The sequence below is a fragment of the Streptomyces caniscabiei genome, from assembly GCF_014930365.1.
In the GTDB taxonomy this organism is placed as follows: Bacteria; Actinomycetota; Actinomycetes; order Streptomycetales; family Streptomycetaceae; genus Streptomyces; species Streptomyces caniscabiei.
On sequence record NZ_JABXWI010000001.1, the window covers coordinates 112,093 to 132,495 of the forward strand.

Consider the following 20,403-nt stretch of genomic DNA (forward strand, 5'->3'; position numbering starts at 1 on the left):
GGTGAAGGCTGATGCCGCGCATCGAGTACGTCGCGAAGAGGTTCACGCCCGCCCATCAGCGGCTCATCGACATGGCCGACCGGATCTGTCGCGAGTACGCCGCGCAGGGCTTCGACCTCACGCTGCGCCAGCTCTACTACCAGTTCGTTGCCCGCGACGTGATCGCGAACAAGCAGACGGAGTACAAGCGCCTGGGCGGCATCATCAACGACGCCCGCCTTGCCGGCCTGCTCGACTGGAACTACATCGTCGACCGCACCCGGAACCTGCGGAGCCTCGCCCACTGGGACGCCCCACAGTCGATCATCCAGTCCGCCGCATCCGGCTACCGCACCGAACGCTGGGCCGACCAGCCCCGCCGGGTCGAGGTATGGATCGAGAAGGACGCCCTGGTCGGCGTGATCGCAGGGGCGTGCGAGCGCAACGACGTCGACTACTTCTCGTGTCGCGGCTACGCCTCGCAATCCGAACTGTGGGGCGCGGCACAGCGGATGACCCGCTACGAGCGCGCCGGGCAGAAGCCGGTCGTCATTCATCTCGGCGACCACGACCCCTCCGGCGTCGACATGACCCGCGACATCCGCGACCGCCTCGCCCTGTTCGGCGCCGACGTGGACGTACGGCGCATCGCGCTGAACATGGACCAGATCGAGGAGCACGAGCCGCCGCCGAACCCCGCCAAGCTCACCGACTCCCGCGCCACCAGATACATCCACGAGCACGGCCGCTCCAGCTGGGAGCTGGACGCCCTCGAGCCGACCCTTCTTGACCGGCTCATCGAGGACGAGATCGAGGCACACCGCGACGACGACCTGTGGGACCAGGCGACGCAGGCCATGTGGCGGGAGCAGGCTCTGCTGGAGGCCGTTGCGGGCCGTTGGGAAGACGTTGCCGCCCTGGTAACCGACGGCGGTGAGAGCTGATGTCACCCCGTCCCCGTACTCAGCGCCCGCGTCTGTCCGAGAAGAGCAAGGGAACGCAGAAGGCGCGCCAGGTCTGGAACGGCGGCCTGGTCGGCGCCCCGCGCGGCGCCGACAACATCCCGCTCTTCCACACCTGCACCACCCCCGGCTGCGGCCGGTGCGCGGCGATCGACCGCGCCCGCCACGACCTCCGCACAGGCGGCCACGGGGGCGGTGCCAGATGACCGGCCGCGTCGACGTCATCGCGGCCGCACTGCACCGGCCGCCCCTGCGACGCCCCTTCGTGGGGCACGAGGTCCGCTCCGGGGTCGTCCAGCTGCTCGGCCGCGGCACGGACCCGGACTGGACGGCCACCATCCCGCAGCTGGCCGAGGCCATCGAGAGCGCACTGAGGACCAGCGAGGAGAAGGACACCCCGGTCGGCGGCACCCAGCCGCCGACCGGGGCGGAGTTCACTGCTCGCGCCCAGATTCTCAACGCCCTGCAGGCCGCCGGCCGCACCCCCGGCCAGGCTGCCACCCTCCTCGCCCAGGCCGACCGCGAACCCCGCCACCCCGACCCGGACCCCGACTTCCGGGAGACCCTCGGCGGCGGCCACGCCCTGGTCGTCGAGTACGGCGACTGCGAACTGGTCGCCTCCTGCCAGTGCGGCAAGCCCCTCGGTGAGACCACCCCCGACGCCAGCGTGGACACCTTCCTCCCCGGCTGGGAACGCCACACGAACACGGAGGTGACCTGATGGCGCGCCTGCCCAAGCGAACCCGCGCCGACCACCCGCAGATCGCCGCGCAGTTGTTCGCGAACCCCGGGGCCTGGGGGACCGTCAGCGTCTACCCCAGCCGCCAGAGCGCCTTCGGCATCGCCGGAGCCATCCGCAGGGCCGAGGGCACGTTCACCGTGTATGGGCCCAGCGGCTACTTCGAGACCCGTCTGAACGCCGTGCCGGATGGCACCCTCGTCGAGGCCCGCTACATCGGCCGGGACCGAGCGCCCAAGTCCCGCTCTGCGCAGGACGCTTCGCCGGAAACCGAGCGGGCGCCGAGGCGGAACGAGAGCCGCGAGATCCGGAGCGGCCCCGATGCCGCCCGCGCGATCGAGGCCCGCCACGAAGCGGCGTACGGCGACGTCTGGCACGGCGCCCCGGCCTCGCCGGATGAAGACGCGCTGTGGGCCGAGGCGATCACTGCGATCACCCGGCCCGCCCGCGGCGCCCGCCGCAAACCCATCGCCCACGGCGAAGTCAAAGGCGCCAGCCAGCACCGCTACCGGGGCGAGCCGCTGTGCGAGGAGTGCCGCGCCGCAGTGAACGCCTACCAGCGCCAGTACCAGCGAAGCCGCCGCGCCCAGAACGGAGCCTCATGACCGAGCAGTTCGTAGTCCTCGCGCTCAAGGTGCGGGACGTACGCCTCGGTGACATCACCGACCACCTCGGTGGCCGCATGCGGGTCCGGGAGATCGTCCAGCGCGCCCACCTGTGGGACCTGGCCGGAGACCCGCCCGAGGAACCCCGGTCCGCCTACGACCCGGAGCACCCGCCGACGGCACGCCGCACCAACTACCCCCGCGACATCGTCCGGGTGTGGCGCCCCCTCGACGCGATCGGCCCGGTACGCGGCCACGGCCGGAAGACCACCCACACCGACATGGTGATCCGCGGCTGGTACCGGTACTACTCCGCCCACACCGCCGGATGCTCGTGCGGCTGGCGCGACACCACCACCCACGCCTACAGCTCGCTCGCCGAAACCGCGTGGCTGGACCACAAGGCGGCCGCGCTGACCGCCGCGGCATACGAGACGCAGCCCGCGCTGCGCCTGGTGACCGAGCTGCAGGCCGCCAACACCAGCCTGGCGCCGGTCCCGTGGACCTTCGGCCCGGTCTACAACGGCCCGGCCGAGGGCGGCGGCATGGCGAAGGGACGCCTGGACGGGCTGCCCGTCGACCAGGCCCGCGCCGCGATGGCCGGATGGGCGGCAGTCCTGGGGGCGGAGGAGGTCCATGAGTTCCGGTACCCCGCCCGGCAGGGGTTGCGGGGCTGGAAGCCGCCGCGCACCGAGCTGACGCTGTCGGCGTACGGCGGCGAGCGCGCTCTCGTCGAGCTGGCTGCCTACATCGAGGAGACCGCTCCCGCGCCGGAGTCCGGCTCCGTCGTCCCCTGGGAGCCCGACGGCGACGACAGCGGCGCCGAGCCGTGAGCGAGGACCGTCCCGGCCCGGAGTGCCGGCACTGGATCGGTGCCGAGCGCCGGCACTGCCGGGCCGTGGACGGCATCCGCCCCTACATCCAGGGCCTGCGCTGCCCCCTCCACACCCCCAGCGCCCTGGCCGGGAAGCCGGAACCCCCACCTGGATACGGCCTCCCGCCCAGCGATCTCCCCCTCAGCCCGCTCTCCACCTCGGCGCTGGCCGACCAGCGGGCGATCGCCTCCGGCAAACGCCGCTCCAACCCCGCCGCCTACCGCGCCGCCCAGGCCGCGGTCGACCACCGGAAGGACCTGAACCTATGACCGCTCCGACCGAAGCCCGCCGGCCCTCGCCTGCCGACATGGCACCCCATCGCACGCCCGCCCCCGTCAAGCCCGGGCCCGTCAAGGCCACGGCTCCCGGGCCGTCCGCGCCCGTCTCCCTGACCACCGCCGAGGCCATCGCGCCGGGCCAGATCGGACGCGGCGAGAACGTCCGCAGCCTCCTTCCGCGCGCCGTGCGCCGCAGCCGCATGCACCCCAACTCCCGCCTGGTCGTCCTCACCCTGCTCAACTACGCGAACTTCAAGACCGGCCTGGTCAACTCCCGGCACCGGCCCGACGTCGAGCAGCTGGCCGAGGACACCGGTCTGACCACCGGCCAGATCGAAGTGCAACTCCACGTGCTGACCCAGCGCGGCTGGCTCTACGAACGGACCCTCACCCGCGGCGCGCAGGCCGGTCAGACCGGGCTGTTCGTGACCGTGCCCACCGTCTACCTCGACCAGGTCCGGGCCGAGACCGCCGCGTACGCCGCTGAGCGCGCCGAATGCATCGCCCGAGCCACGGGCGACGACCAGTGAGCCGCCCGCCCCGCCGGGCGTACCGGGCCCTGTTCCTCCTCGGCGCCGCCCTGACCACGGCCGCGCTCGTCCTGACCGCCTGCACCCACCCCTGACCCGCCGACCCTGAGGAGGGCCGTGATGCCGAAGAGCCGAGTCCGCCGTCACCGGCGCCGCCCGCCCGAGCAGCCACACACCGAGCTGGTGCCGTTCCTGCGCGACCACTACGGCATGACCCGCGCCGAGGCCCGCGCAGTCGCCCGTATCGGCGCGGCTCTGCTCGCCGAACACACCGGCCCGCTCATGGCCCGCTTCGCCTGCGACTACTGCCACACCTACCAAGGCCCCGCCTACGACGCCATGAACACCGCCCAGCTGAACGCCGCGCGCGCCGACGCCCGCGCCCACATGACCGCCTGCCCCGGCCGCATCTGACCGATGACCGCTGCCCGAGCTGCCGCCGCCGAGCCCCGCCACCTTCGTGGCGGGGCCGGCAGCGCTGCCCGGGTACGGCCCCGCCGCCCCCAGCGGCGCGCGGTCCAGCAGGTCGAGATCCCCGAACGCGTCTACCGCGGCTCCCACTACAGCGATGCCTTCGTCAAGGCGTGGGCGAAGATGGCCGCCCTCGACGTCGACACCAACCCCGAGCACTGCAACGCCCACGTCAGCGTGATGGCCCGGTACTGCGGCCTGTCCACGCGCAGCTTCGAGCGCGCCCTCACCGAGGGCCACGCACCCGGCCCCGACGGCGGCGCGCCGGAGTTCTCCACCCGCCGCATGACCCGCACGTCCGGCAAGGGGCGGACCGCGATCCGCCAGGTCCGCCCCGTCGTCGACGGCGAGCGGTACGTCACGGTGTCCGTGGCGATGTGCGACGCCCTCGAGCCCCGCCGCCTGCGCGCCGCCCTGCTGATGGCGCACACCGCCAAATACAGCCCCGGCTACCAGCCGACCGCCGCCGAGCTGGCCGGCGAGCTCTTCCACCACGACGGCGACAGTGCGGGCAGGCCGCTGTCGGAGCGCACCGCGCGCCGCATCGTCCACGACCTCGAGGCCACCGGCTGGGTCAGCGTCGGCCACCGCGCCGGCCACCAGGGCCGCCACACCGTCTCGGTCAACTCCCACCCCATCCTCGCCGAGCAGCTCGCCCTCGACATCGACCCCGCGCAGGCCGCCGCACCGGCAGCCGACCGTGCGGGGGAGGCGAGTGCGGACAACCATGGCGGATCCGGTCCGGCCACGGGCGGCGGATCCCTCGCGATCAAGGAAGACCACGGGGTTCCCACTGACGCTGTTGCTCCGCGCCAGGAAGTGGGTGGTTCCCGCCGTAGGCGACTGACCGTAGGTGAGCCCGCGACCGACGCAGCCGATCTTGCTGACGGCACGTTCGGGCCGGGCACCCTGCGCGCTCCGCGCGGCAACCGCCCCACCCCCAACTCCCCGGCCGGAGCCGTCCCCTACGGCGGGCCGGAGCTGCGCTGGTCCGAGCGCATCCACATCAGCCTCGCCCCCGTACGCCACCTGCTGCAGCAGCCGGACGTCAACCGCTTCCTGCTGCGGAAGGTCGCCCACGCGATCGGCGCCCAGCTCGACCAGGCCGCCCACAACCTGATGACCCCGCAGCGGATGGCCGCCCGGATCGCCACCCGCTACCGCGACGCCGGAGAAATCCGCGACATCGCCGCCTGGCTCCTCGCCGTCGGCATCGTGCCCAAGGGCTGCGGCCAGATCCTCTGCGAGAACGGCCAGCTGTGGCCCACCGGCGCCACCTGCGAGACCTGCGCCACCAACCGGCAGACCACCAGCGAGCACTGGCGCCAAGCCCGCGCCCTGCAGGACCGCCTCGAGGAGGTCCGCGCCCAGCGCGCGGCCGGCGGCGAGCAGCTGCCCGCGAAGGCGACGTACCGGCAGCGGCAGCACGCGACGGACGCCGACGTCCTGGCCGTGGCCACCGAACACGGACCCGCCGCCGCTCTCCACCGCTTCGGCGTACTGCGCGCCGCTCCCGTCCTGCGCGCCCAGTACGGCCACCTCCCCGCAGCCATCGGCGACACCCCGCCCCGGCCCCCACAACCCGCCCTGTGTGCCCGCCCGATGGAGGAGGCGCTCATGCCCGACCGCGGCTACATGCCCGACCAGATCCGCGCCCAGCTCGGCCGGACCGACCACACCGGGGCGCTCGCGATCGCCTGCCCCCAGACCGGCTGCCTCGCCGAGCCCGGCCAGCCCTGCACCAGCAAGGGCGGCCGCCGCCGCGCACCCCACGAAGCCCGCACCATCGCCGCCCAGACGCGCGGAACGGAGACCGACTGATGCCGACCACCCCGCACCCCACCCGCGGTGTCACCGCATGCGACCGGTGTGGCGCTCGCATCCGCTGGGCCATCTGCATCTCCGGCACCTACAAGGGGCGCCGCGTGCCGCTGAACGCACTGCCTGGCCCGATGGGCGGGTACGCCGCCCGCAGCGACCAGCACGGCGGCCTGGTCGTGCGACAGCTGGACGCGGAGTTCCCCAACGTCGAGGACGCGCGCCTGGAGTGGCCCGCCGTCCTGCACTGGCACAGCTGCACCGGCCAGCAGAACCCGCAGCCGCCCGCCACGCAGCAGCCGCGCTCCCGCCCGGCGCGGCGACGGCCGAGCGTGCAGGCCCCGCTGTTCGGCCAGCCGCAGCAGCCGAGGAGGACCTGGTGACCGCCCCGGCCGGCACCAGCGGCCACGCCCAGGCCCCGGCCGAGGACGTCCCCACCGGGTCCTTCGGCCGCGCGGAGTACCGACTCCTCGAGCACATGACCCCGTGCACGCCCGAGGAGCAGGCCCGGCACCTGGCCGACCTCGACGAAGCCCTGTCCACGATCCGCGTCGGCGACGCCCTGCGCCGCCACCGCGCCACGAGGAGGGCTGCCGCGTGAACGACGGCCAACTGCAGCTCTTCGTCTGCCCGTTCGGCGGCTGCGACGAGGACGGCTACTGCCCCTGCGTCGAGGAGGACGTCGAGGCCTACGACGACCAGGACGACGAGGACCTCTGCACCGACCGCCACGGACGGCCCCACCGCGTCGAGACCGTCCCGATCTCCATCGACGACTACCAGCCCCACCCCGCCGCCGAACCCACCGGAGCGACCCTGTGACCAGCACCTACCGCAAGAAGCCCATCCCCGTCCGCGCCCTGCAGCTCACCCCCGACTCCTACCGCCAGATCCTCGACACCCTCACCTCCGACCAGTTCACGGCTGGCGGCGAGAACACCGACGGCACCGTGTTCGTGGAGGTGCGCAGCCTCGAGGGCGTGATGCACGCCGCCGAGGACGACTGGATCGTCTGGGACACCCACGGCCACGTGTGGGTGGTGCGCGCCGGCATCTTCACCGAGACGTACGAGCCGGTGTACGCCGAGGAGGCGTCGGCCGAGGAGCGGATCGCCCGCCGCCTCGCTGCCGGCGACTACTGCGTACCGGGCGACGAGCCCGACGACACCTGGTGGAACAACCGGCCCCCGAGGTTCCGCCTGGACTACCTCGCCCATGCCCGCCGCGTGATCGCGCTGGTCCGCGCCGAGGACCAGCTGGCGGCCGCGGCCCGGGCCGACGTCCTTGCCGAGGAGGCCGAGCACCTGCGGACGGTGGTGTACCCGGCCGTGTACGACGACGCCGGCCAAAAGGCCGCCGACGGTGTCGCCCACGCGGCCGGAGAACTCCGCCGACGCGCCAGGGAGCTGCGCCGTACGGCTGCCGACCAGGGGCAGCCGTCGTGAGCGAGCCCGTGGAGTGTCAGGCCTGCCACAAACCGATCCGCTCGAAGGCGTCGCTGGGCCGGCGGATCGGGGGCCGCTGCTGGCGCAAGCTCCGCCCCGACCAGCGCCAGGCCATGCGCGCACTGCTCGGCCAGACCGCCCGCCCCAGCGCGGCCGCCGTGCGCCGCGCCCTCAACCAGCCTCCGCCGTCGGCCGGCGGCCAACTCCCCCTCGACGAACAGGAACAGCAGTGAGCTACGACGTCTTCGAGATCGCCCCCGAGCCCACGATCTCCGTACGCCGGTTCGTCCGGGTCAGGGCCGCGCTCCCCGACGGCTGGGGCACCGGCAGCCACGCGCCGCGCACCGCGCTCGAGGCGGCCCGGCTCCTGCAGGCCGAAGGCAAGCAGGTCTGCCTCGTGTCCGACAGCGACCACACCTGCCTCACCGACGACCGCCCGTCCCTGGCCGACCTGCCGTGACCCACCTCGCCGGCATCAGCGGCGCCGACGTCCTCGGCGCCGCCTGCCCCTCGATCTTCCTGATCGCCGTCCTGGCGATCGGCTACCTCACCGCCCGCGACCGCCGGAGGAAGCGATGACCGACACCACGAAGTGCCCCGGCTGCCCCGGCCAGCGCAACCGCCGCCACTACCTCTGCAGCTCCTGCTGGCGCACCCTCCCGGCCGCCACCCGCGGACGCCTTGCCCGCCGCGATGCCCGCGCCTTCCTCCGCCTCCGCGAACTCCACACCGCTCTCGCCATCGGAACCCCGATCACCGCCATCGAGGTCAGCCGATGAACACCCGCCTGTACGCCCGCGCCAGCGCGGCCGGCGCCGTCCTGTGCACTGCCGCCACCGCGTACGCCGCCACCCTCGACGCCGGATGGATCGCCCTCGGCGGCCTCTACACCGCGATCTTCCTCGCGTGGAACGCCCGCCGCTGCTACACCCAGGCCCGCCGCGAGCGCGCGATCGAGCAGCGACTGAAGCGACTCGGCCAGGAGGAGGCGGCCTCCGCCGTGCTGCCGCCGCCGTGCTGCTCGTTCTGGCTCCACTCCGACGGCGAAGTCCACTCCCCGTCCGACTGCACCCGGCCGCCGGCCGCACGCACCGCCCTCACACCCAGCGAGGAGCGCGAATTCACCCGGCTCGCAGCCTCCCTCCGCCAGCCCAAGAGCACGCCCTGACCCGCCGCCCAACCGAGGAGGACCAACCCACATGACCGAACGTCACGAGACACGCTGGAACGGCGAGCCCTGCCTGGCCCGCCGCGTCACCGCGATCGTCGCCGACAGCACCTTCTTCCCCCAGTACTGGGCACGTGACCTCGTCGGTACCCACCGCAAGGCCGTCGAGGTCACCTACGGCGGCAGCACCTTCTTTCTCGACGACGAGGACGGCTCCGCCTGGGCCAAGGTCACCAGCGGCGGCAGCCCGGCACACGGGCACCGCGACCTGGTCGTCGACCCCGGCAGCATCCAGCCCCGCTCCGACCCCGAGCCGCCGGCGCTGCGTGCCCTCATCGCCGCGGCCATCTACGAGCACAACAACCCCGGGGCAACGTGGGCCAACGCGCATCCACACGACGTGGTCGCCTACGGAGGCGACGCTGACGCGGTGCTGAAGGTGCTGCCCGCGGCCGCCGACCGGGCCGCCGTTTACCGGGAGGTCGCAGACCGCCTTGCCGCCGACGCCGAGCAGGGCGCCAAGGAAGGCCTGACCCGGATCTACCGCCGCTCCGCCGCCCAGCAGGTACGCGACTGGGCAGACGAAGCGGCCATCGCCGAGAGCGCAGGGCGCTCATGAACGCGCCCCGCCCCCTCAGCAGCTCTCTCCACATCACGCCGTACAAGTGCCCGTTCTGCACCGGCGGCCTGGTCCTCGACAGCAAGGGCGAGGAGATCGACCGCTGCCACCACTGCGTAGGCAGCGGCCTCACCGACGACCCCTGCGGCGACGCCGAACGAGCACCCCGCCCGCCCGGCGTGATGCGCGCCCCGTGCGCCGACTGCGCCTACCGGTGCGGCTCACCCGAACTGGAGGCCAACGGCGCCCAGCTCCCCGAGGGCGAGCCGTTCTTCTGCCACCAGGGCGTGCCCGTCTCGGCGTCCGGCTCCTACACCCCCGTCGCGATGTTCCGCGGGCTGCCGCTGGGACTGATGGTGTGCGCCGGCTGGTGGGCCCAGCAAACCGGCGAACCCCTCCCGGCCAAGGCCTATCGCGAGATCCCCATCACCGAGGACGAGGTGGAGATGCGGTGGGGCCGTATCCCTCACGCCCTGCGCACCGAGAACACGCAGAAGGAGAGCTGACCGTGCTGCAGCACACTGTGGCGGCCGTCGTCGACACCCGCATCTGGGACGGCACGCCCAACCAGGCCCTCCTCGCGTGGCTCGGCGACGACGGCCACCATTTCGACGGCACTCAGCTCGTCATCCACACCACCGACGGCGATCTCTACCCCGAGCCAGGCTGGACCATCGTCCGTTGGCCCGACCGCGACCTCAGCGTCATGTCGTCCCGCGCCGCCGTCAAACGCCTCGCACCCGCCGAGCTGATGGGCATGCGGCTCATGCTCGACCCAAGTGCCCCTCCCGGGTCCGTGACACTCTCCACCACGCGCCCCGGACGCATGGCCGAGGTGGACGAGCAGAGCAGCGCCTCGGAAGAAGTCGTCCACCCCACGCTCGGGCCGCAGGTCAGCCCGCCACAAGGAGTGGACGACTCCGGCAGTGGCCCCGACTTCACCAGCCCACTGGCTGGGATCGAGGTACGCGTTCCGTGCCCGTACTGCCCCCCGCCCGCGATGATCTCCCGAACGCTGATCACCGACCACATCGCCCGGGAGCACCGCCCCGGCCTGGTCTACCCGCCCAACCTGGCCACCAACGAGGACGTCCACCGGATCGCCCAGCGCCGGGACTCCATCCTCAACCTGCTCGATCGGCTGGACCGGAGCAGCACCCTCACGCAGGAGGAGCGGGCGCTCCTGCGGCGCAGCGTGCACGCCGAGGGGATGGAGCGGGACAACCTCGCCTCGTCGTACCTCGAACTCACCAGCTACATGCGGCAGATCAGTGCTGGCCGCGAGACGTGGAAGGCGAAGGCCGAGGAGATCGAGCGGGACCGCGACCGACACGCCGCCGCCCTCGGCGAGGTGCTCGCCACCTTCGTGCACAAGGTCGATGGGTACCGCCTCCCCCGGGTCCGGTCCGGAGACGTCGACGTGTTGACCCTGGAGAAGTGGCGCAGCGTGGTCGCACCCACCGGCGAGCAGGCCGCACCCGTCAACTGGCAGACCATCGCCCAGCAGCGCGAGCGGGAGCTGAAGACCGCCGCTGAAGCCCGACGCCGCGCCGAGATGGCCATCGCCCGCGTGCGCCTGATCAGGAAGGCGCCCAGCCGGTCCCCCTTCAATCTGCATGCGAATGCGCAGGACGACGGCTGGGACCAGGCCCTCGACGCCGTCCACGCCGCCCTCGGCACACCCGAGCAGTGCGAGACGGGTAACGCCCGCAAGGACCACCCCGTCCACGAACTCCTCGCCGCACTCGAAGCCGGCATACCGCACCCCGACCCGCGCGATCTCATCAGCCGCTACTACCAGGCCATCCACGAGCTGTGCTGCCCGTACGACCACACCGAGCACCGCCCAGACCAAGCCACCGCAGCCAACCGCGCCACCCCCGACGAGCCCACGGAGCGCTGAACCATGCCCGAGTACCCGAACCATCCCCGCATCGCGCAGACCCTCCTCGACCAGCAGAGCCAGATCAACGCGCTCACCGCGGAGCGGGACGGGGTGTACCGCGAACGCGCCCAGCTCCTCGCGCTCCTCGCCGCACTCCACCCCTCGGTCATCGCGCCCGCATCCGACGTCGACGAGGACGGCTGGCAGATCCTGTACCTGCGGATCGGCGGCAAGCAGGCGTCATGGCACATCGCGCCCCGCGACGCCGACCTGTACGCCCACGTCGAGCACGTGCCCGCCGACGACCGACGGGCGCAATGGGACGGCCACACGACCGAGCAGAAGTACGCCCACATCGGCCAGCACGCCGCCCAGCTCTACGCGGAAGCCCGCGGCCGAGTCGATACCCCGCTGACGCCTGGCGAGGCTACCGAGCCGGAGAAGACCGCCCGCGTGTTCGCTGCCCTACATCAGTCCGCCGAGCAGAACGTGAGCCGCGTCATCGTCCTCTACGAGCGGTGGGTGAAGGCCGGGCCGCCGCCGCTCGGCACGTCTGTCTCGCGCTGGTGGGACGCACGTCTGATCGAACTGCGCGCCGCTCTCGGCGAGACCAAAGAGCAGCCGTCAGCACCTTGCGAGCAGCACCCCGACGCGGTCGTCATCGGCGGCATGTGCGGCGGCTGCACCCAGTACCCCAGCGACATGGTGAAGGAGCACTGACCCATGGCCCCCGAGCCGCAACTCACCGACGAGCAGCGTGAGCAGCTGCTCCGCTCCGTCGCCGCCGTCTCCGCATCTGTCCACGAGTTCATCCAGGCCTGCGTTCCAATCGTGCAGGCTGCCGCTCGGCAGTACGCGCAGATCACTCTGGCGCTCCAGGCCACGGGCTACCTCGACGAGAACGGCAAGCCCATCAAGCTCCGCCGCTGTGGAGCGGGCAGCCAGGCGCCCAACGCCCTCGGTAACGAGCGCTGCACTCTCCCCGCCGAACACGACGGCCGCCACGCCGACGGAACCCTGACGTGGCCGCGTACGACCGACGACAAGCCACCCAAGGAGCGCTGCGACTGCCCGTCCACCCAGGCCGGGCTGGAACTGTGCGAGCAATGCCCCGAGTGGACGAAGGCGGTCTGACCATGCCGCTGTTTCTGCTCGGCCTGCTGCTCGGCGGCATCTCCGGAGGCGTCACCTACGGCCTCACCGCAGAAGGACAGATCGGCGCGATCGTCGGCGCCGCAGCCGCCGTACTCACCTGGCTCGGCTGCGCCGCAGTGATCTTCGTCGACGACTGACACACGACCGGGGCGCGCCCAGCTGTCTGCGCATGCCGAGCGCGCCCCATAAGCACGACCGCCCCTGCCCCACCTGCACGAAGGGGAGCCCCATGATCTGCACCCTCTGCAAGACCCACAGGATCGAGTACGGCACCCTCTGCCCCTCCTGCACGCACGACACCGAGGACCGCCTCGTCCGCCTCCCACGGATGTGGGCGTCCCTCGAGGCCTGGCTGATCCCCGGCGCACGCGGCACCGCCCAGTACGGCGGCCGCGTCCGCCAGCCCGAAGCACCCCTGCCCCTCGACCAGGAGGTCCTCGACCTCCGCTCCGCCGGCGGAATCGTCGGCGTCCTCGAGGACTGGCACTCCGCCATCCGCGACGCCCGCGACATGCCCGCACCGCCACGCGCCGGGTCCCTCGCGCGCCGGGTCCGTGACGCAGCCTTCGGCGCCGCCGACCAGATCCACTTCATCGCCCTATGGGAGCAGGGCCCGCAGTTGGGCCGGGAGGTGCGCGGCCTGGTCGACCGGGTCCGGGGGGTCGTCCGGCCGGACGAGGCCGAGGAGAGTTGGCGGCCGAAGTGGCTGGGGTACTGCGTCGCGGTCGACGCGTCCGGGGTGATCTGCGGCGCCCGGATCCCGGCGGCCGTGGACCGGCCGGTGCAGTGCACGTCGTGCCTGTGCACGTACCCGCCCTCCACATGGCTGACCCTGCGGCGCTTCCAGCCCGGCAACCTGCAGGCCGGCCACGACGAGGAGCCGGTGGCCGCCTGACATGCCATCGCGTCACGGCGTAGCGTGTGCCCGGAACACGCCAGAGCCCCGCCACCCCAACTCGACTGGGGTGGCGGGGCTCAGTGCGTTCTACGCCTCGTCGTCCTTGGCGAGGTCGGCTCGCTTGCCCTGGCGGATCCCTTCCTGGCGCGTCTTCCAGTACTGGTCGAACCAGGCCACGTCGTACTCCGGGCGCGAGCTCCCGGGCCTGAAGACAGGAGCCGGCCAGCCCTCGTCGGGATTGGTCGCGAGCCGGTGGATGTACGTCCGGGCCACGCCCGCTCTCTCTGCGAGTTTCGGGATGGTCATCGTCTCCCTCTCCGGCTCTTGCCGCTCGGGGGCATCGGGCATGCGGACATCCTCCCCGAGAAGTGTGGACAATGTCCACACTTCTCGCTACGGTCGTTCTCGGCACAACGGAAAACCCCTCGACCCAATGGAGTTGCACCTCCGGGCCGAGGGGTGGACCCGTCCTGAAGCGAACAAAGGGAGCAGGTCCATGCCCGACCTTACCCAGCCCGACCACGTCGCCGTAGCCCTCCAGGTGCTCATCGACACCCCCTCCTACGCCGCCCAGATGCTCATCACCACGGCCCGTCTCCTCGAGATGGACGCCTCCGTCCCCCTGGACGGCCCGTCCCTTGAGCGCGCCATCGACATCGCCGCCGACACGATCCTGCGCCCGCTCCCCGACGTGGTCGCCCAGGACAGCATGAGCCGCATGTACCGGGCCCTCCCGGACCGCCCCGCCCCGGTCACCCGCGGCGAGTACGCCCTCCTCCTCCGCCACGCCGCGAAGGAACTGGGATGAGCGCCCAGCAGCCCGCCCTGCCGGGCCCCGTCCGCGAGCTGCTCGCCGCGATCACCGAGACCCTCGACCTGCCCATCCCCGCCCCGGAACCGGCGGCCGTAGCCGCCCACCAAGGCCTCATGGACGACCGGGTCCAGAACGTCCGCCTCACGATCAACGCGATCCTGACCGGCGAAGCGCACCAGGGCATCGAGTGGGAGGCCCGCTACCTCCGCACCCAGGCCGCCAAGCGTCCGCCCAGCTATCGCACCGGCGCCCAGTTCGACGCCGACCGCCGAGCCGCCACCACCGCGCCCGCAGACCCCGGCACCCCTGTTCCGGTCACGGCCGCCGAGCTGCTCGCCGAGGCCGCCGCCGACTACGCCGCCACCAAGGCCCAGCGCCACGCCGGAGACACCCCGCCGCCCCTCAGCACGGAGCTGACCGCGCTCGCGGCCGAGGCCGCCGAGGCCACACCCGACCTCGACGACGCCTGACCCACCAGACCGCCGCGCCCCGGCACATCCCCCGACCGGGGCGCGGCCCTCCCTTCCTCCTGGAGCCCACGTGCTGCTGGACCAGCCCCACGTGAGAGCGGCGGCCGCCTACTGGCCCGCAGCCCTCGCCGCAGGCCTCCTCCTCACCGCCCTCACCGCCGCCTGCTGGCTCGTCGCACGGCGCACCAGCGGCGCCGTCCTCACCGCCGGAATCGGCGCCTTGGTCTGCACCGTCTACACCGCCGACACCTCGTGGCGGTTCGCCGAGCACCGCCTCGGCATGGTCGACACCGCCGAGCGCCTGGTGATGTTCGCGGCCGGGGAAGTCGCGCTCCTCGCCTGCGCCGTGATGGCCCGCGCGAACAAGCGGGCCACCGCCACCGACGACTCCGCCGGCACCCCCGGCGTCCCCGGCGTCCTCGTCTGGGCCATCACCGGCGCCCAGATCATCCCGGCCTTCTCCGAGTCAGGCGTCTGGGGCGGCATGGTCCGCGCGTTCTTCGGCCCCGTCATGGCCGGCCTGCTCTGGCACCTCGCCATGGGCCTGGAGATCCGCGTCACCAAACCGCAGGCCCTCTCCTCCGGTCTGCCCGCGCAGATCGGCGCCGAGCTCCGCGAACGCCTCCTGTCCCGCCTCGGCCTGGCCACCCGCGGCCGCACCGCCGTCCAGATCAGCCGCGACCGCGCCACCGCCCGCGCCGTACGCCTCGCCTCCCGCCGCTGGCTCAGCCCCTGGGGCAGGGCCGCACTCAAGTCAGCGGTCGCCCGCTCCGAGGCGGCCATCCACGGCGAGCAGCGCCACCACCTCATGCAGCAGCTCGCCGGACGCCGCTCCGCCGCCGAGCTGCGCACCGTACCCGTCACCAGCCCCTGGGTACCCAGGCCCGTACCCGAGGCGTACCCGCGTACCCCGCTCGGGGTCACCGGCGCCGAGCTCCGCCGCCTCGACCCCTTCGACGCCGTGCTCCGCGTCCACGCGGCCCACCCCGACTCCACCCCCGCCGAACTCGCCGAGCTGTGCACCGGGTACGGCGTACCCGTCTCCGAGACCCGGGTACGCGTCGCCCTCCGCGCCGCCGACCCGCCCCCCGTACCCGAACGGCCTCAGATCGAGGCCGCCCCCGAACCCGTACCCGGCCCGGCAGACGTACCCGTACCCGCCGTACCCGAGGCGCCCGGCTTGGAGTACACCGCCCGTGGCCTGCACCTGGACATCATCACCACCCCACAGATACACCGCGAGGTCCTGTGCGCCGTGCCCGCCGCGATGACCCGTACCCGCCGTACCCGCGCCCAGGTACACGCCCGCCTACCCGTCGAACCCGAAGGCCCCGAGTACCCCGTCGACCTCATCCGCCGCAGCGCCACGGAGGAGCATGCGGCAACCGCCGACCGGACCCAGGACCGTACCGCGGAGCCGTCCGTACCCGGCGTACCTGCCGTACCCGCATCTGAGGTACAGCCCGTACCCGACCCCGTACCTGAGCCGCCAGGTGCGACGGGTACGGACACTGAGGACCCCGTACTCGCCCGGGCCCGCGAGGTGGACGCCGCGCACCGCCGTACCCACGGGCGGCCCGCCGGTATCCGCGTACTCAAGCAGGAGCTCCACGTCGGCCAGCCCAAGGCCAAGGCCATCCGGGCCCTTCTGGACGGAGACACCCGATGACCGGCGCGGCCGGACTCCTCCTGGCCATCGTCTGCATCACCGTCGTCGGCCTGGCGCTCGGCCTCGCCATCGCCTGCTGGGACGACCACACCCCCACCTGGGCCCCACGCCTGATCAGGGGCACCGCCGTCACCATCGGCGCCCTCTGCCTGTTCCTCGCCGCCCTCCAGCCGATCGCGCAGGCCCTGCCATGACCGGCCGCCGCGCCCCCGCTGCCCTCCTGCAGCCTCGTCCTGGCCGCGCTCGGCGCGGCTCTCATCCGATAGGACCCACCGTGACGTACGTGACCTTCGGCGGTGTCACCGTCGGACTCTGCATCCTCTGCCACTACCTCATGACCTGGTGGCCCGGCTACAGGGCCCTGGTGAAGGACCCCGCCAGGCAGGCCGCCAGGCTTCTGCCCTTCCTCCTCTCCTGGTCATACGGCTGCCTCACCACCCTCGGGGTCGGCGGCGTCATCGGCTGGATCTCCGGCACCATGCTCGGCCTGTCGAACTGGCTCGGGGACGTGGCCCTCGTCTGGGGAGTCGGCGGCGACATCGGCCAGACCGCAGGCCGCGCCACCTTCATCCCCCTGTCCGGGCCCGGCCTCGGCGTCGTGCTGATCCTCACCGCGGTGTTCGCAGCCGCCGTGAAGAAGTCCGCATACGGCGCGGACCTCAAGCGCGGGGCCTGGTGCGGCATCTGCCTCGGCACCAGCGCGGGCGTGGCCGGGTTCGCCGCCATGCCCCTCGCCCAGGTCGCCACCGCCGCCGGCAACTACGTCTACGGAGCCTTCTGATGAGCGACGAGACCACGAAAACCGCAACTGACAACGCGGGGGAGGAGGGGGAGCCCAGCCGGATCGCAGGCTGGCTCGTCGGCCTGGTCCTCATCGGCGTCGCCATCCTGGCCCTGAAAGCGCTCGTCACCGCCTTCCCGTACGTGGCGTACTACGTGGCCGGGCTCCTCACTTGCTGGGGCTGGTCCAAGGGCCGCTCCCGGCTCACCCGCCGCGCCGACGACGACCAGGAGCACGAGGACATCGCCATCGAGATCGACATCGCCGGGGCACTGCGCCGACTCTCCGGCGACGCCGGCAGCAGCGTCCTCCTCACCGCGCTCCGCGACCACCTGACGCTGCCCGACACCAAGGCAGTGAAGGCGCTGCTCGACGAGGCCGGCATCCGGCACAAGGCGGTCCGCACGCCCGACGGGAACGGCCCCGGCGTACACGTGAAGGACATCCCGCCGGTGTCATCCCCCACCCCCGAGGCCCATGACGAGCGTTGTTGCTGCAGGTCAGACGACAACAACAACGCCGACAACACCCCGGACGGCGACCCCCGGAAGGGGACCCGTGTAGAGGCCATCGGAGACGGCGGCCTCCTCGTCAGTCACACCTGCAGGAACCGCCCGGCACCAGCGTCGGACGACGACTGACCCCCTCGAAGACTCCCGGAGCGGCCGCCCGCCTGCCAGCTGACCGGCCGCCCCGGGCCCATCCCGCACACACGAGACAGGAGCACCATCATGGGCTTCCGTAGCCGTAAGAACGAGACCGAGACCCTCGCCGACACCCTCAGCGGCCTGCCGCCCCAGCCCGGCGACTGGACCCCCGAGCAGCTCGCCGAGTTCACCCAGCAGTCCAACCGGGCCATGCGCGAACAGAACGGCCTCGACCCCAACGCCAGCTGACCGGCGGCCAAGGAACCGTGTGCCGAACTCCTCCCGCCCAGCCCCCGCTTAGGCCATCCTGAACCCATGCCTGCCGCGATCACGTTCACCGGTGAAGACAAGGACCTGACCCTCGACGAACTTGCCGCCTTCCTCGAGGCCGCGAAGAAGGCCGGCGCCCCAGGCACCAACCCGCTCCGCGCCGAACTCTCGACGAGCGGAAAGATCAAGCAGATCCAGATCGCCCTGAACGAGGACAACGACTAACCGTCCGTCCTCCCACATACGGCCCCGCCGCGCCCCCGTCGCGGCGGGGCCTCCCCGTACCCGGGGTGCGGCCGACCGCCCACCAGGCCACCCTGGAGGCATGAGCCAGGGGCCGCTGGTCGTCGTCTACCCGCCCGACGAGGACGGCGGCCGCCGCGTACGCGCCGGCGGCGAAATCCTCGGCCGCGCCTACAGCCTCCGCGACCTGGTGGAGTTCCTCCGCCGCGCAGGCCTGGACGACTGGGACGACACCGACGTCCGCGCCACCGGCCTGATCGAGTGGCGCGGCGGCGGCCCTGACACCTGGCCCCGCGACCCCGGCCAGACCGACGCAACATAACCGAGCGGCCACCGGCTCACGCCCCGGGCCGCGATGATGACCGCGTGAAATGCGTGACCTGCGGCAGCCCCGACGCCGTCACCTGGGGCTCCTACAAGCCCTCACCCGCCTGCCACCCCTGCCACCACGCTCGCGTCGGCACTGGCCGCGCCCAGCTGGCCGGGACACCGACATGCCTGTACCGCCTCTACGACGTCTTCGGGAACCTGCTCTACCTCGGCATCTCCTCCGATCTGAAGCGCCGCTGGAAGGAACACGGCACGAACAGCTGGTGGTGGCCCCAGGTCGTCGAGCGCCGAGAAGAGTGGCTCCAGAACCGTCCCACCGCCCGGGCCGCCGAAGGCCACGCCGTCCGAACCGAACTGCCCCTGCACAACTCGGCATCCTGGGGCGCCTACACAGATGGCCAACGTCCCACCCTGCCGCCAGGCATCACCGGCCGGCCCACGCCCCCAGCTGCAGACGACTGGTGGCACGACCGGGCCGCCGCCAACACCTACCACCTCCTCCTCGACATCTGGCGGGCCCAGCTGCGCGACGCGGCCCTCTCGCCCGACGAACTACGGGTCGTGCTCGCCGGACGCACGCTGCCCGCGAAGCGGATCTAGCGCTACGATCCGGTCCTCCGTACACCCTGGGGGGACATATGAGCAGTTACAGCGACGTACAGAAGGCCGTGCGCGTCGAGAAGCTGCGGATCTGGTTCGCGTGGTTCTGCGGCAACGTGATCATGCTGATGATTGCCAACGCTACGCAGAACATCGCGGTCGTGAGCGCCGTGACGCAGGTACTTCTCCTGGTGGTGTTCGTGGCGCTGACGGTGGCATTGTTCCGGATGACAGGTGCACTCAACCGGAAGGCTGCAGCCGCACGCCGGGAAGTGCTGGGGGAGGACTTCCCAGGCTGAACCGGAACGACTTGCCAGCCTGAAGGCCCGCCGTCGAGCGGGCCTTTGTCATTCTCGTCACAGCCGCGTGTCACAGATCGGTCGCAGCAGCTTCACACGCCCCATACATCCACTAGATTCACCCCTCACGCACAAAACACGCCATGGGGGGCGAACATGAACCAGCAACACCCGCAGCAGCCGGGGTGGGGGCAGCCGCAACAGCAGTACCCGCAACAGCCGCCGCACCCGCAGCAACCCGGATGGGGCGCGCCCCCTCCGCCGCCGCCGAAGAAGACCCCGATCGGCATGATCGTCGGGCTCGGTTGCCTCGGTGTCGTCGTCCTCTTCGTCATCATTGGCGCAATCGGCGCTGTCGCCGGAAGCGACAGCAGCAAGGGCACCTCGGTCGCCGTCGACAACGACGCCAACAAGGAGACCGAGAAGAAGGACGACGCCCCCGCAGCCGAGGAAGAGCCGGCCGAAGATCCCGCCCAGGAAGAGGAAGCGGCCCCCGAGTCGCCCATCAAGATCGTCGCGAAGAAGACCGCCTTCAACGCGAGCATCCTCGCCGACGGCAGCAACTACACCAGCGTCAAGGTGACCATCACGAACAACAGCGACGAGCAGATCAGCATCAACGTCCTGTACTTCGAGATCACCGACAGCAAGGGCACCAAGCACGATGCCGAACTCGGCGTCGACGAGAACCAGATCGACACCGTGGACCTCGCCCCGGGCGAGAACGTGTCCGGCTCCATCACGAGCAAGGGCAAGTTCACCCCGACGCACGTGACGTACACCCAGTTCCTCGAAGACCCCGTGCGTGTCGCTGTGTCCTGACCGGCACCGCACCCACTGACTGGCCCGACCG

General features: G+C 72.1%; 38 protein-coding genes. 37 read left to right on the plus strand and 1 reads right to left on the minus strand.

The genetic code is table 11. The features are described 5' to 3' along the window. Positions 1-11 precede the first annotated feature (11 nt). From HW837_RS00625 to HW837_RS00740, 25 genes are all read left to right on the plus strand, one after another. Positions 12-923, plus strand: coding sequence for a hypothetical protein (locus tag HW837_RS00625; RefSeq protein WP_193383362.1), 912 nt, complete (start codon positions 12-14; stop codon positions 921-923). Next, positions 923-1,147: a hypothetical protein gene (locus tag HW837_RS00630; RefSeq protein WP_193383363.1), complete on the plus strand. Its 225-nt coding sequence runs from the start codon at positions 923-925 to the stop codon at positions 1,145-1,147. The genes HW837_RS00625 and HW837_RS00630 overlap by 1 nt, the downstream gene beginning before the upstream one ends. Continuing rightward, complete coding sequence (locus HW837_RS00635; protein WP_193383364.1) at positions 1,144-1,662, plus strand: hypothetical protein; 519 nt, start codon at positions 1,144-1,146, stop codon at positions 1,660-1,662. Before HW837_RS00630 ends, HW837_RS00635 begins: the two co-directional genes overlap by 4 nt. Further along, positions 1,662-2,285, plus strand: a complete 624-nt coding sequence (locus HW837_RS00640; RefSeq protein ID WP_193383365.1) for a hypothetical protein — start codon at positions 1,662-1,664, stop codon at positions 2,283-2,285. Before HW837_RS00635 ends, HW837_RS00640 begins: the two co-directional genes overlap by 1 nt. After that, complete coding sequence (locus HW837_RS00645; protein WP_193383366.1) at positions 2,282-3,118, plus strand: hypothetical protein; 837 nt, start codon at positions 2,282-2,284, stop codon at positions 3,116-3,118. The genes HW837_RS00640 and HW837_RS00645 overlap by 4 nt, the downstream gene beginning before the upstream one ends. After that, complete coding sequence (locus tag HW837_RS00650) at positions 3,115-3,429, plus strand: hypothetical protein (RefSeq protein WP_193383367.1); 315 nt, start codon at positions 3,115-3,117, stop codon at positions 3,427-3,429. Before HW837_RS00645 ends, HW837_RS00650 begins: the two co-directional genes overlap by 4 nt. After that, positions 3,426-3,968 (plus strand): helix-turn-helix domain-containing protein, encoded by a 543-nt coding sequence (locus HW837_RS00655; RefSeq protein WP_193383368.1) that lies wholly within the window; start codon positions 3,426-3,428, stop codon positions 3,966-3,968. The genes HW837_RS00650 and HW837_RS00655 overlap by 4 nt, the downstream gene beginning before the upstream one ends. 120 nt (positions 3,969-4,088) lie before the next feature. Next, positions 4,089-4,382, plus strand: coding sequence for a hypothetical protein (locus tag HW837_RS00660; RefSeq protein ID WP_193383369.1), 294 nt, complete (start codon positions 4,089-4,091; stop codon positions 4,380-4,382). A gap of 3 nt (positions 4,383-4,385) precedes the next feature. After that, on the plus strand, positions 4,386-6,260 hold the full coding sequence (locus HW837_RS00665) for a zinc finger domain-containing protein (RefSeq protein ID WP_193383370.1): 1,875 nt from the start codon (positions 4,386-4,388) through the stop codon (positions 6,258-6,260). After that, positions 6,260-6,640: a hypothetical protein gene (locus tag HW837_RS00670; protein ID WP_193383371.1), complete on the plus strand. Its 381-nt coding sequence runs from the start codon at positions 6,260-6,262 to the stop codon at positions 6,638-6,640. The genes HW837_RS00665 and HW837_RS00670 overlap by 1 nt, the downstream gene beginning before the upstream one ends. Next, the gene (locus HW837_RS00675; protein WP_193383372.1) at positions 6,637-6,858 is read left to right on the plus strand and encodes a hypothetical protein; all 222 of its coding nucleotides are present in this window, start codon (positions 6,637-6,639) and stop codon (positions 6,856-6,858) included. The genes HW837_RS00670 and HW837_RS00675 overlap by 4 nt, the downstream gene beginning before the upstream one ends. Further along, positions 6,855-7,079 carry a hypothetical protein gene (locus HW837_RS00680; RefSeq protein WP_193383373.1) on the plus strand — a complete coding sequence of 75 codons (225 nt, stop codon included), beginning with the start codon at positions 6,855-6,857 and terminating at the stop codon, positions 7,077-7,079. The genes HW837_RS00675 and HW837_RS00680 overlap by 4 nt, the downstream gene beginning before the upstream one ends. Then, a complete protein-coding gene (locus HW837_RS00685; protein WP_193383374.1) occupies positions 7,076-7,702 on the plus strand; it encodes a hypothetical protein in 627 nt (208 codons plus the stop codon). Before HW837_RS00680 ends, HW837_RS00685 begins: the two co-directional genes overlap by 4 nt. Continuing rightward, positions 7,699-7,935, plus strand: a complete 237-nt coding sequence (locus HW837_RS00690; RefSeq protein WP_193383375.1) for a hypothetical protein — start codon at positions 7,699-7,701, stop codon at positions 7,933-7,935. The genes HW837_RS00685 and HW837_RS00690 overlap by 4 nt, the downstream gene beginning before the upstream one ends. Then, the gene (locus HW837_RS00695) at positions 7,932-8,162 is read left to right on the plus strand and encodes a hypothetical protein (RefSeq protein WP_193383376.1); all 231 of its coding nucleotides are present in this window, start codon (positions 7,932-7,934) and stop codon (positions 8,160-8,162) included. The genes HW837_RS00690 and HW837_RS00695 overlap by 4 nt, the downstream gene beginning before the upstream one ends. Beyond that, positions 8,159-8,281 (plus strand): hypothetical protein, encoded by a 123-nt coding sequence (locus tag HW837_RS49515; protein ID WP_272875578.1) that lies wholly within the window; start codon positions 8,159-8,161, stop codon positions 8,279-8,281. The genes HW837_RS00695 and HW837_RS49515 overlap by 4 nt, the downstream gene beginning before the upstream one ends. After that, complete coding sequence (locus HW837_RS00700; protein WP_193383377.1) at positions 8,278-8,481, plus strand: hypothetical protein; 204 nt, start codon at positions 8,278-8,280, stop codon at positions 8,479-8,481. Before HW837_RS49515 ends, HW837_RS00700 begins: the two co-directional genes overlap by 4 nt. Beyond that, entirely contained in the window at positions 8,478-8,870 is a 393-nt protein-coding gene (locus HW837_RS00705; RefSeq protein ID WP_193383378.1) for a hypothetical protein, read from the plus strand. Before HW837_RS00700 ends, HW837_RS00705 begins: the two co-directional genes overlap by 4 nt. A 31-nt stretch (positions 8,871-8,901) precedes the next feature. Further along, on the plus strand, positions 8,902-9,489 hold the full coding sequence (locus HW837_RS00710; protein ID WP_193383379.1) for a hypothetical protein: 588 nt from the start codon (positions 8,902-8,904) through the stop codon (positions 9,487-9,489). Further along, entirely contained in the window at positions 9,486-9,995 is a 510-nt protein-coding gene (locus HW837_RS00715) for a hypothetical protein (RefSeq protein ID WP_193383380.1), read from the plus strand. Before HW837_RS00710 ends, HW837_RS00715 begins: the two co-directional genes overlap by 4 nt. A gap of 2 nt (positions 9,996-9,997) precedes the next feature. After that, positions 9,998-11,392 carry a hypothetical protein gene (locus HW837_RS00720; protein WP_193383381.1) on the plus strand — a complete coding sequence of 465 codons (1,395 nt, stop codon included), beginning with the start codon at positions 9,998-10,000 and terminating at the stop codon, positions 11,390-11,392. Positions 11,393-11,395: 3 nt separating this feature from the next. Continuing rightward, positions 11,396-12,094, plus strand: a complete 699-nt coding sequence (locus HW837_RS48285) for a hypothetical protein (RefSeq protein ID WP_237269792.1) — start codon at positions 11,396-11,398, stop codon at positions 12,092-12,094. 3 nt (positions 12,095-12,097) lie between these two features. Beyond that, on the plus strand, positions 12,098-12,508 hold the full coding sequence (locus HW837_RS00730) for a hypothetical protein (protein WP_193383382.1): 411 nt from the start codon (positions 12,098-12,100) through the stop codon (positions 12,506-12,508). Positions 12,509-12,510: 2 nt separating this feature from the next. Then, positions 12,511-12,666 carry a hypothetical protein gene (locus tag HW837_RS00735; protein WP_193383383.1) on the plus strand — a complete coding sequence of 52 codons (156 nt, stop codon included), beginning with the start codon at positions 12,511-12,513 and terminating at the stop codon, positions 12,664-12,666. Between the two features lie 92 nt (positions 12,667-12,758). Continuing rightward, positions 12,759-13,424 carry a hypothetical protein gene (locus HW837_RS00740; RefSeq protein WP_193383384.1) on the plus strand — a complete coding sequence of 222 codons (666 nt, stop codon included), beginning with the start codon at positions 12,759-12,761 and terminating at the stop codon, positions 13,422-13,424. 90 nt (positions 13,425-13,514) lie between these two features. On the opposite strand, the gene HW837_RS00745 is transcribed toward HW837_RS00740, so the two are convergent. Continuing rightward, entirely contained in the window at positions 13,515-13,775 is a 261-nt protein-coding gene (locus HW837_RS00745) for a hypothetical protein (protein WP_237269794.1), read from the minus strand. Positions 13,776-13,923: 148 nt separating this feature from the next. On the opposite strand from HW837_RS00745, the gene HW837_RS00750 reads away from it, so the two are divergent. From HW837_RS00750 to HW837_RS00805, 12 genes are all read left to right on the plus strand, one after another. Further along, the gene (locus HW837_RS00750; RefSeq protein WP_193383385.1) at positions 13,924-14,235 is read left to right on the plus strand and encodes a hypothetical protein; all 312 of its coding nucleotides are present in this window, start codon (positions 13,924-13,926) and stop codon (positions 14,233-14,235) included. Then, the gene (locus tag HW837_RS00755) at positions 14,232-14,711 is read left to right on the plus strand and encodes a hypothetical protein (RefSeq protein ID WP_193383386.1); all 480 of its coding nucleotides are present in this window, start codon (positions 14,232-14,234) and stop codon (positions 14,709-14,711) included. Before HW837_RS00750 ends, HW837_RS00755 begins: the two co-directional genes overlap by 4 nt. Before the next feature lie 70 nt (positions 14,712-14,781). Further along, entirely contained in the window at positions 14,782-16,380 is a 1,599-nt protein-coding gene (locus tag HW837_RS00760; RefSeq protein WP_193383387.1) for a hypothetical protein, read from the plus strand. Then, entirely contained in the window at positions 16,377-16,574 is a 198-nt protein-coding gene (locus HW837_RS00765) for a hypothetical protein (RefSeq protein WP_193383388.1), read from the plus strand. Before HW837_RS00760 ends, HW837_RS00765 begins: the two co-directional genes overlap by 4 nt. An 80-nt stretch (positions 16,575-16,654) precedes the next feature. Then, positions 16,655-17,161, plus strand: coding sequence for a hypothetical protein (locus HW837_RS00770; protein ID WP_193383389.1), 507 nt, complete (start codon positions 16,655-16,657; stop codon positions 17,159-17,161). After that, positions 17,161-17,802: a hypothetical protein gene (locus tag HW837_RS00775; RefSeq protein ID WP_193383390.1), complete on the plus strand. Its 642-nt coding sequence runs from the start codon at positions 17,161-17,163 to the stop codon at positions 17,800-17,802. The genes HW837_RS00770 and HW837_RS00775 overlap by 1 nt, the downstream gene beginning before the upstream one ends. 90 nt (positions 17,803-17,892) lie before the next feature. Continuing rightward, on the plus strand, positions 17,893-18,057 hold the full coding sequence (locus tag HW837_RS00780) for a hypothetical protein (RefSeq protein WP_193383391.1): 165 nt from the start codon (positions 17,893-17,895) through the stop codon (positions 18,055-18,057). Between the two features lie 66 nt (positions 18,058-18,123). Beyond that, complete coding sequence (locus HW837_RS00785; RefSeq protein WP_193383392.1) at positions 18,124-18,303, plus strand: hypothetical protein; 180 nt, start codon at positions 18,124-18,126, stop codon at positions 18,301-18,303. 100 nt (positions 18,304-18,403) lie between these two features. Continuing rightward, positions 18,404-18,643 carry a hypothetical protein gene (locus HW837_RS00790; RefSeq protein WP_193383393.1) on the plus strand — a complete coding sequence of 80 codons (240 nt, stop codon included), beginning with the start codon at positions 18,404-18,406 and terminating at the stop codon, positions 18,641-18,643. 44 nt (positions 18,644-18,687) lie between these two features. Beyond that, entirely contained in the window at positions 18,688-19,251 is a 564-nt protein-coding gene (locus tag HW837_RS00795; protein ID WP_193383394.1) for a GIY-YIG nuclease family protein, read from the plus strand. Positions 19,252-19,289: 38 nt separating this feature from the next. Next, positions 19,290-19,550 carry a hypothetical protein gene (locus tag HW837_RS00800; protein ID WP_193383395.1) on the plus strand — a complete coding sequence of 87 codons (261 nt, stop codon included), beginning with the start codon at positions 19,290-19,292 and terminating at the stop codon, positions 19,548-19,550. A gap of 156 nt (positions 19,551-19,706) precedes the next feature. Next, complete coding sequence (locus HW837_RS00805; protein WP_193383396.1) at positions 19,707-20,372, plus strand: DUF4352 domain-containing protein; 666 nt, start codon at positions 19,707-19,709, stop codon at positions 20,370-20,372. Positions 20,373-20,403 lie beyond the last annotated feature (31 nt).

What these genes read in the sequence shown, in the direction of transcription:
- HW837_RS00655 (WP_193383368.1), top strand. Translation starts at nt 3,426, where the DNA reads ATGACCGCTCCGACCGAAGCCCGCCGGCCCTCGCCTGCCGACATGGCA.
- HW837_RS00785 (WP_193383392.1), top strand. Translation starts at nt 18,124, where the DNA reads ATGCCTGCCGCGATCACGTTCACCGGTGAAGACAAGGACCTGACCCTC.
- HW837_RS00660 (WP_193383369.1), top strand. Translation starts at nt 4,089, where the DNA reads ATGCCGAAGAGCCGAGTCCGCCGTCACCGGCGCCGCCCGCCCGAGCAG.
- HW837_RS00670 (WP_193383371.1), top strand. Translation starts at nt 6,260, where the DNA reads ATGCCGACCACCCCGCACCCCACCCGCGGTGTCACCGCATGCGACCGG.
- HW837_RS00730 (WP_193383382.1), top strand. Translation starts at nt 12,098, where the DNA reads ATGGCCCCCGAGCCGCAACTCACCGACGAGCAGCGTGAGCAGCTGCTC.
- HW837_RS00635 (WP_193383364.1), top strand. Translation starts at nt 1,144, where the DNA reads ATGACCGGCCGCGTCGACGTCATCGCGGCCGCACTGCACCGGCCGCCC.
- HW837_RS00735 (WP_193383383.1), top strand. Translation starts at nt 12,511, where the DNA reads ATGCCGCTGTTTCTGCTCGGCCTGCTGCTCGGCGGCATCTCCGGAGGC.
- HW837_RS00700 (WP_193383377.1), top strand. Translation starts at nt 8,278, where the DNA reads ATGACCGACACCACGAAGTGCCCCGGCTGCCCCGGCCAGCGCAACCGC.
- HW837_RS00750 (WP_193383385.1), top strand. Translation starts at nt 13,924, where the DNA reads ATGCCCGACCTTACCCAGCCCGACCACGTCGCCGTAGCCCTCCAGGTG.
- HW837_RS00640 (WP_193383365.1), top strand. Translation starts at nt 1,662, where the DNA reads ATGGCGCGCCTGCCCAAGCGAACCCGCGCCGACCACCCGCAGATCGCC.
- HW837_RS00800 (WP_193383395.1), top strand. Translation starts at nt 19,290, where the DNA reads ATGAGCAGTTACAGCGACGTACAGAAGGCCGTGCGCGTCGAGAAGCTG.
- HW837_RS00790 (WP_193383393.1), top strand. Translation starts at nt 18,404, where the DNA reads ATGAGCCAGGGGCCGCTGGTCGTCGTCTACCCGCCCGACGAGGACGGC.
- HW837_RS00745 (WP_237269794.1), bottom strand. Translation starts at nt 13,775, where the DNA reads ATGCCCGATGCCCCCGAGCGGCAAGAGCCGGAGAGGGAGACGATGACC.
- HW837_RS00645 (WP_193383366.1), top strand. Translation starts at nt 2,282, where the DNA reads ATGACCGAGCAGTTCGTAGTCCTCGCGCTCAAGGTGCGGGACGTACGC.
- HW837_RS00625 (WP_193383362.1), top strand. Translation starts at nt 12, where the DNA reads ATGCCGCGCATCGAGTACGTCGCGAAGAGGTTCACGCCCGCCCATCAG.
- HW837_RS00755 (WP_193383386.1), top strand. Translation starts at nt 14,232, where the DNA reads ATGAGCGCCCAGCAGCCCGCCCTGCCGGGCCCCGTCCGCGAGCTGCTC.
- HW837_RS00805 (WP_193383396.1), top strand. Translation starts at nt 19,707, where the DNA reads ATGAACCAGCAACACCCGCAGCAGCCGGGGTGGGGGCAGCCGCAACAG.
- HW837_RS00630 (WP_193383363.1), top strand. Translation starts at nt 923, where the DNA reads ATGTCACCCCGTCCCCGTACTCAGCGCCCGCGTCTGTCCGAGAAGAGC.
- HW837_RS00780 (WP_193383391.1), top strand. Translation starts at nt 17,893, where the DNA reads ATGGGCTTCCGTAGCCGTAAGAACGAGACCGAGACCCTCGCCGACACC.
- HW837_RS00710 (WP_193383379.1), top strand. Translation starts at nt 8,902, where the DNA reads ATGACCGAACGTCACGAGACACGCTGGAACGGCGAGCCCTGCCTGGCC.
- HW837_RS00740 (WP_193383384.1), top strand. Translation starts at nt 12,759, where the DNA reads ATGATCTGCACCCTCTGCAAGACCCACAGGATCGAGTACGGCACCCTC.
- HW837_RS00765 (WP_193383388.1), top strand. Translation starts at nt 16,377, where the DNA reads ATGACCGGCGCGGCCGGACTCCTCCTGGCCATCGTCTGCATCACCGTC.
- HW837_RS00665 (WP_193383370.1), top strand. Translation starts at nt 4,386, where the DNA reads ATGACCGCTGCCCGAGCTGCCGCCGCCGAGCCCCGCCACCTTCGTGGC.
- HW837_RS48285 (WP_237269792.1), top strand. Translation starts at nt 11,396, where the DNA reads ATGCCCGAGTACCCGAACCATCCCCGCATCGCGCAGACCCTCCTCGAC.
- HW837_RS00715 (WP_193383380.1), top strand. Translation starts at nt 9,486, where the DNA reads ATGAACGCGCCCCGCCCCCTCAGCAGCTCTCTCCACATCACGCCGTAC.
- HW837_RS00705 (WP_193383378.1), top strand. Translation starts at nt 8,478, where the DNA reads ATGAACACCCGCCTGTACGCCCGCGCCAGCGCGGCCGGCGCCGTCCTG.
- HW837_RS00775 (WP_193383390.1), top strand. Translation starts at nt 17,161, where the DNA reads ATGAGCGACGAGACCACGAAAACCGCAACTGACAACGCGGGGGAGGAG.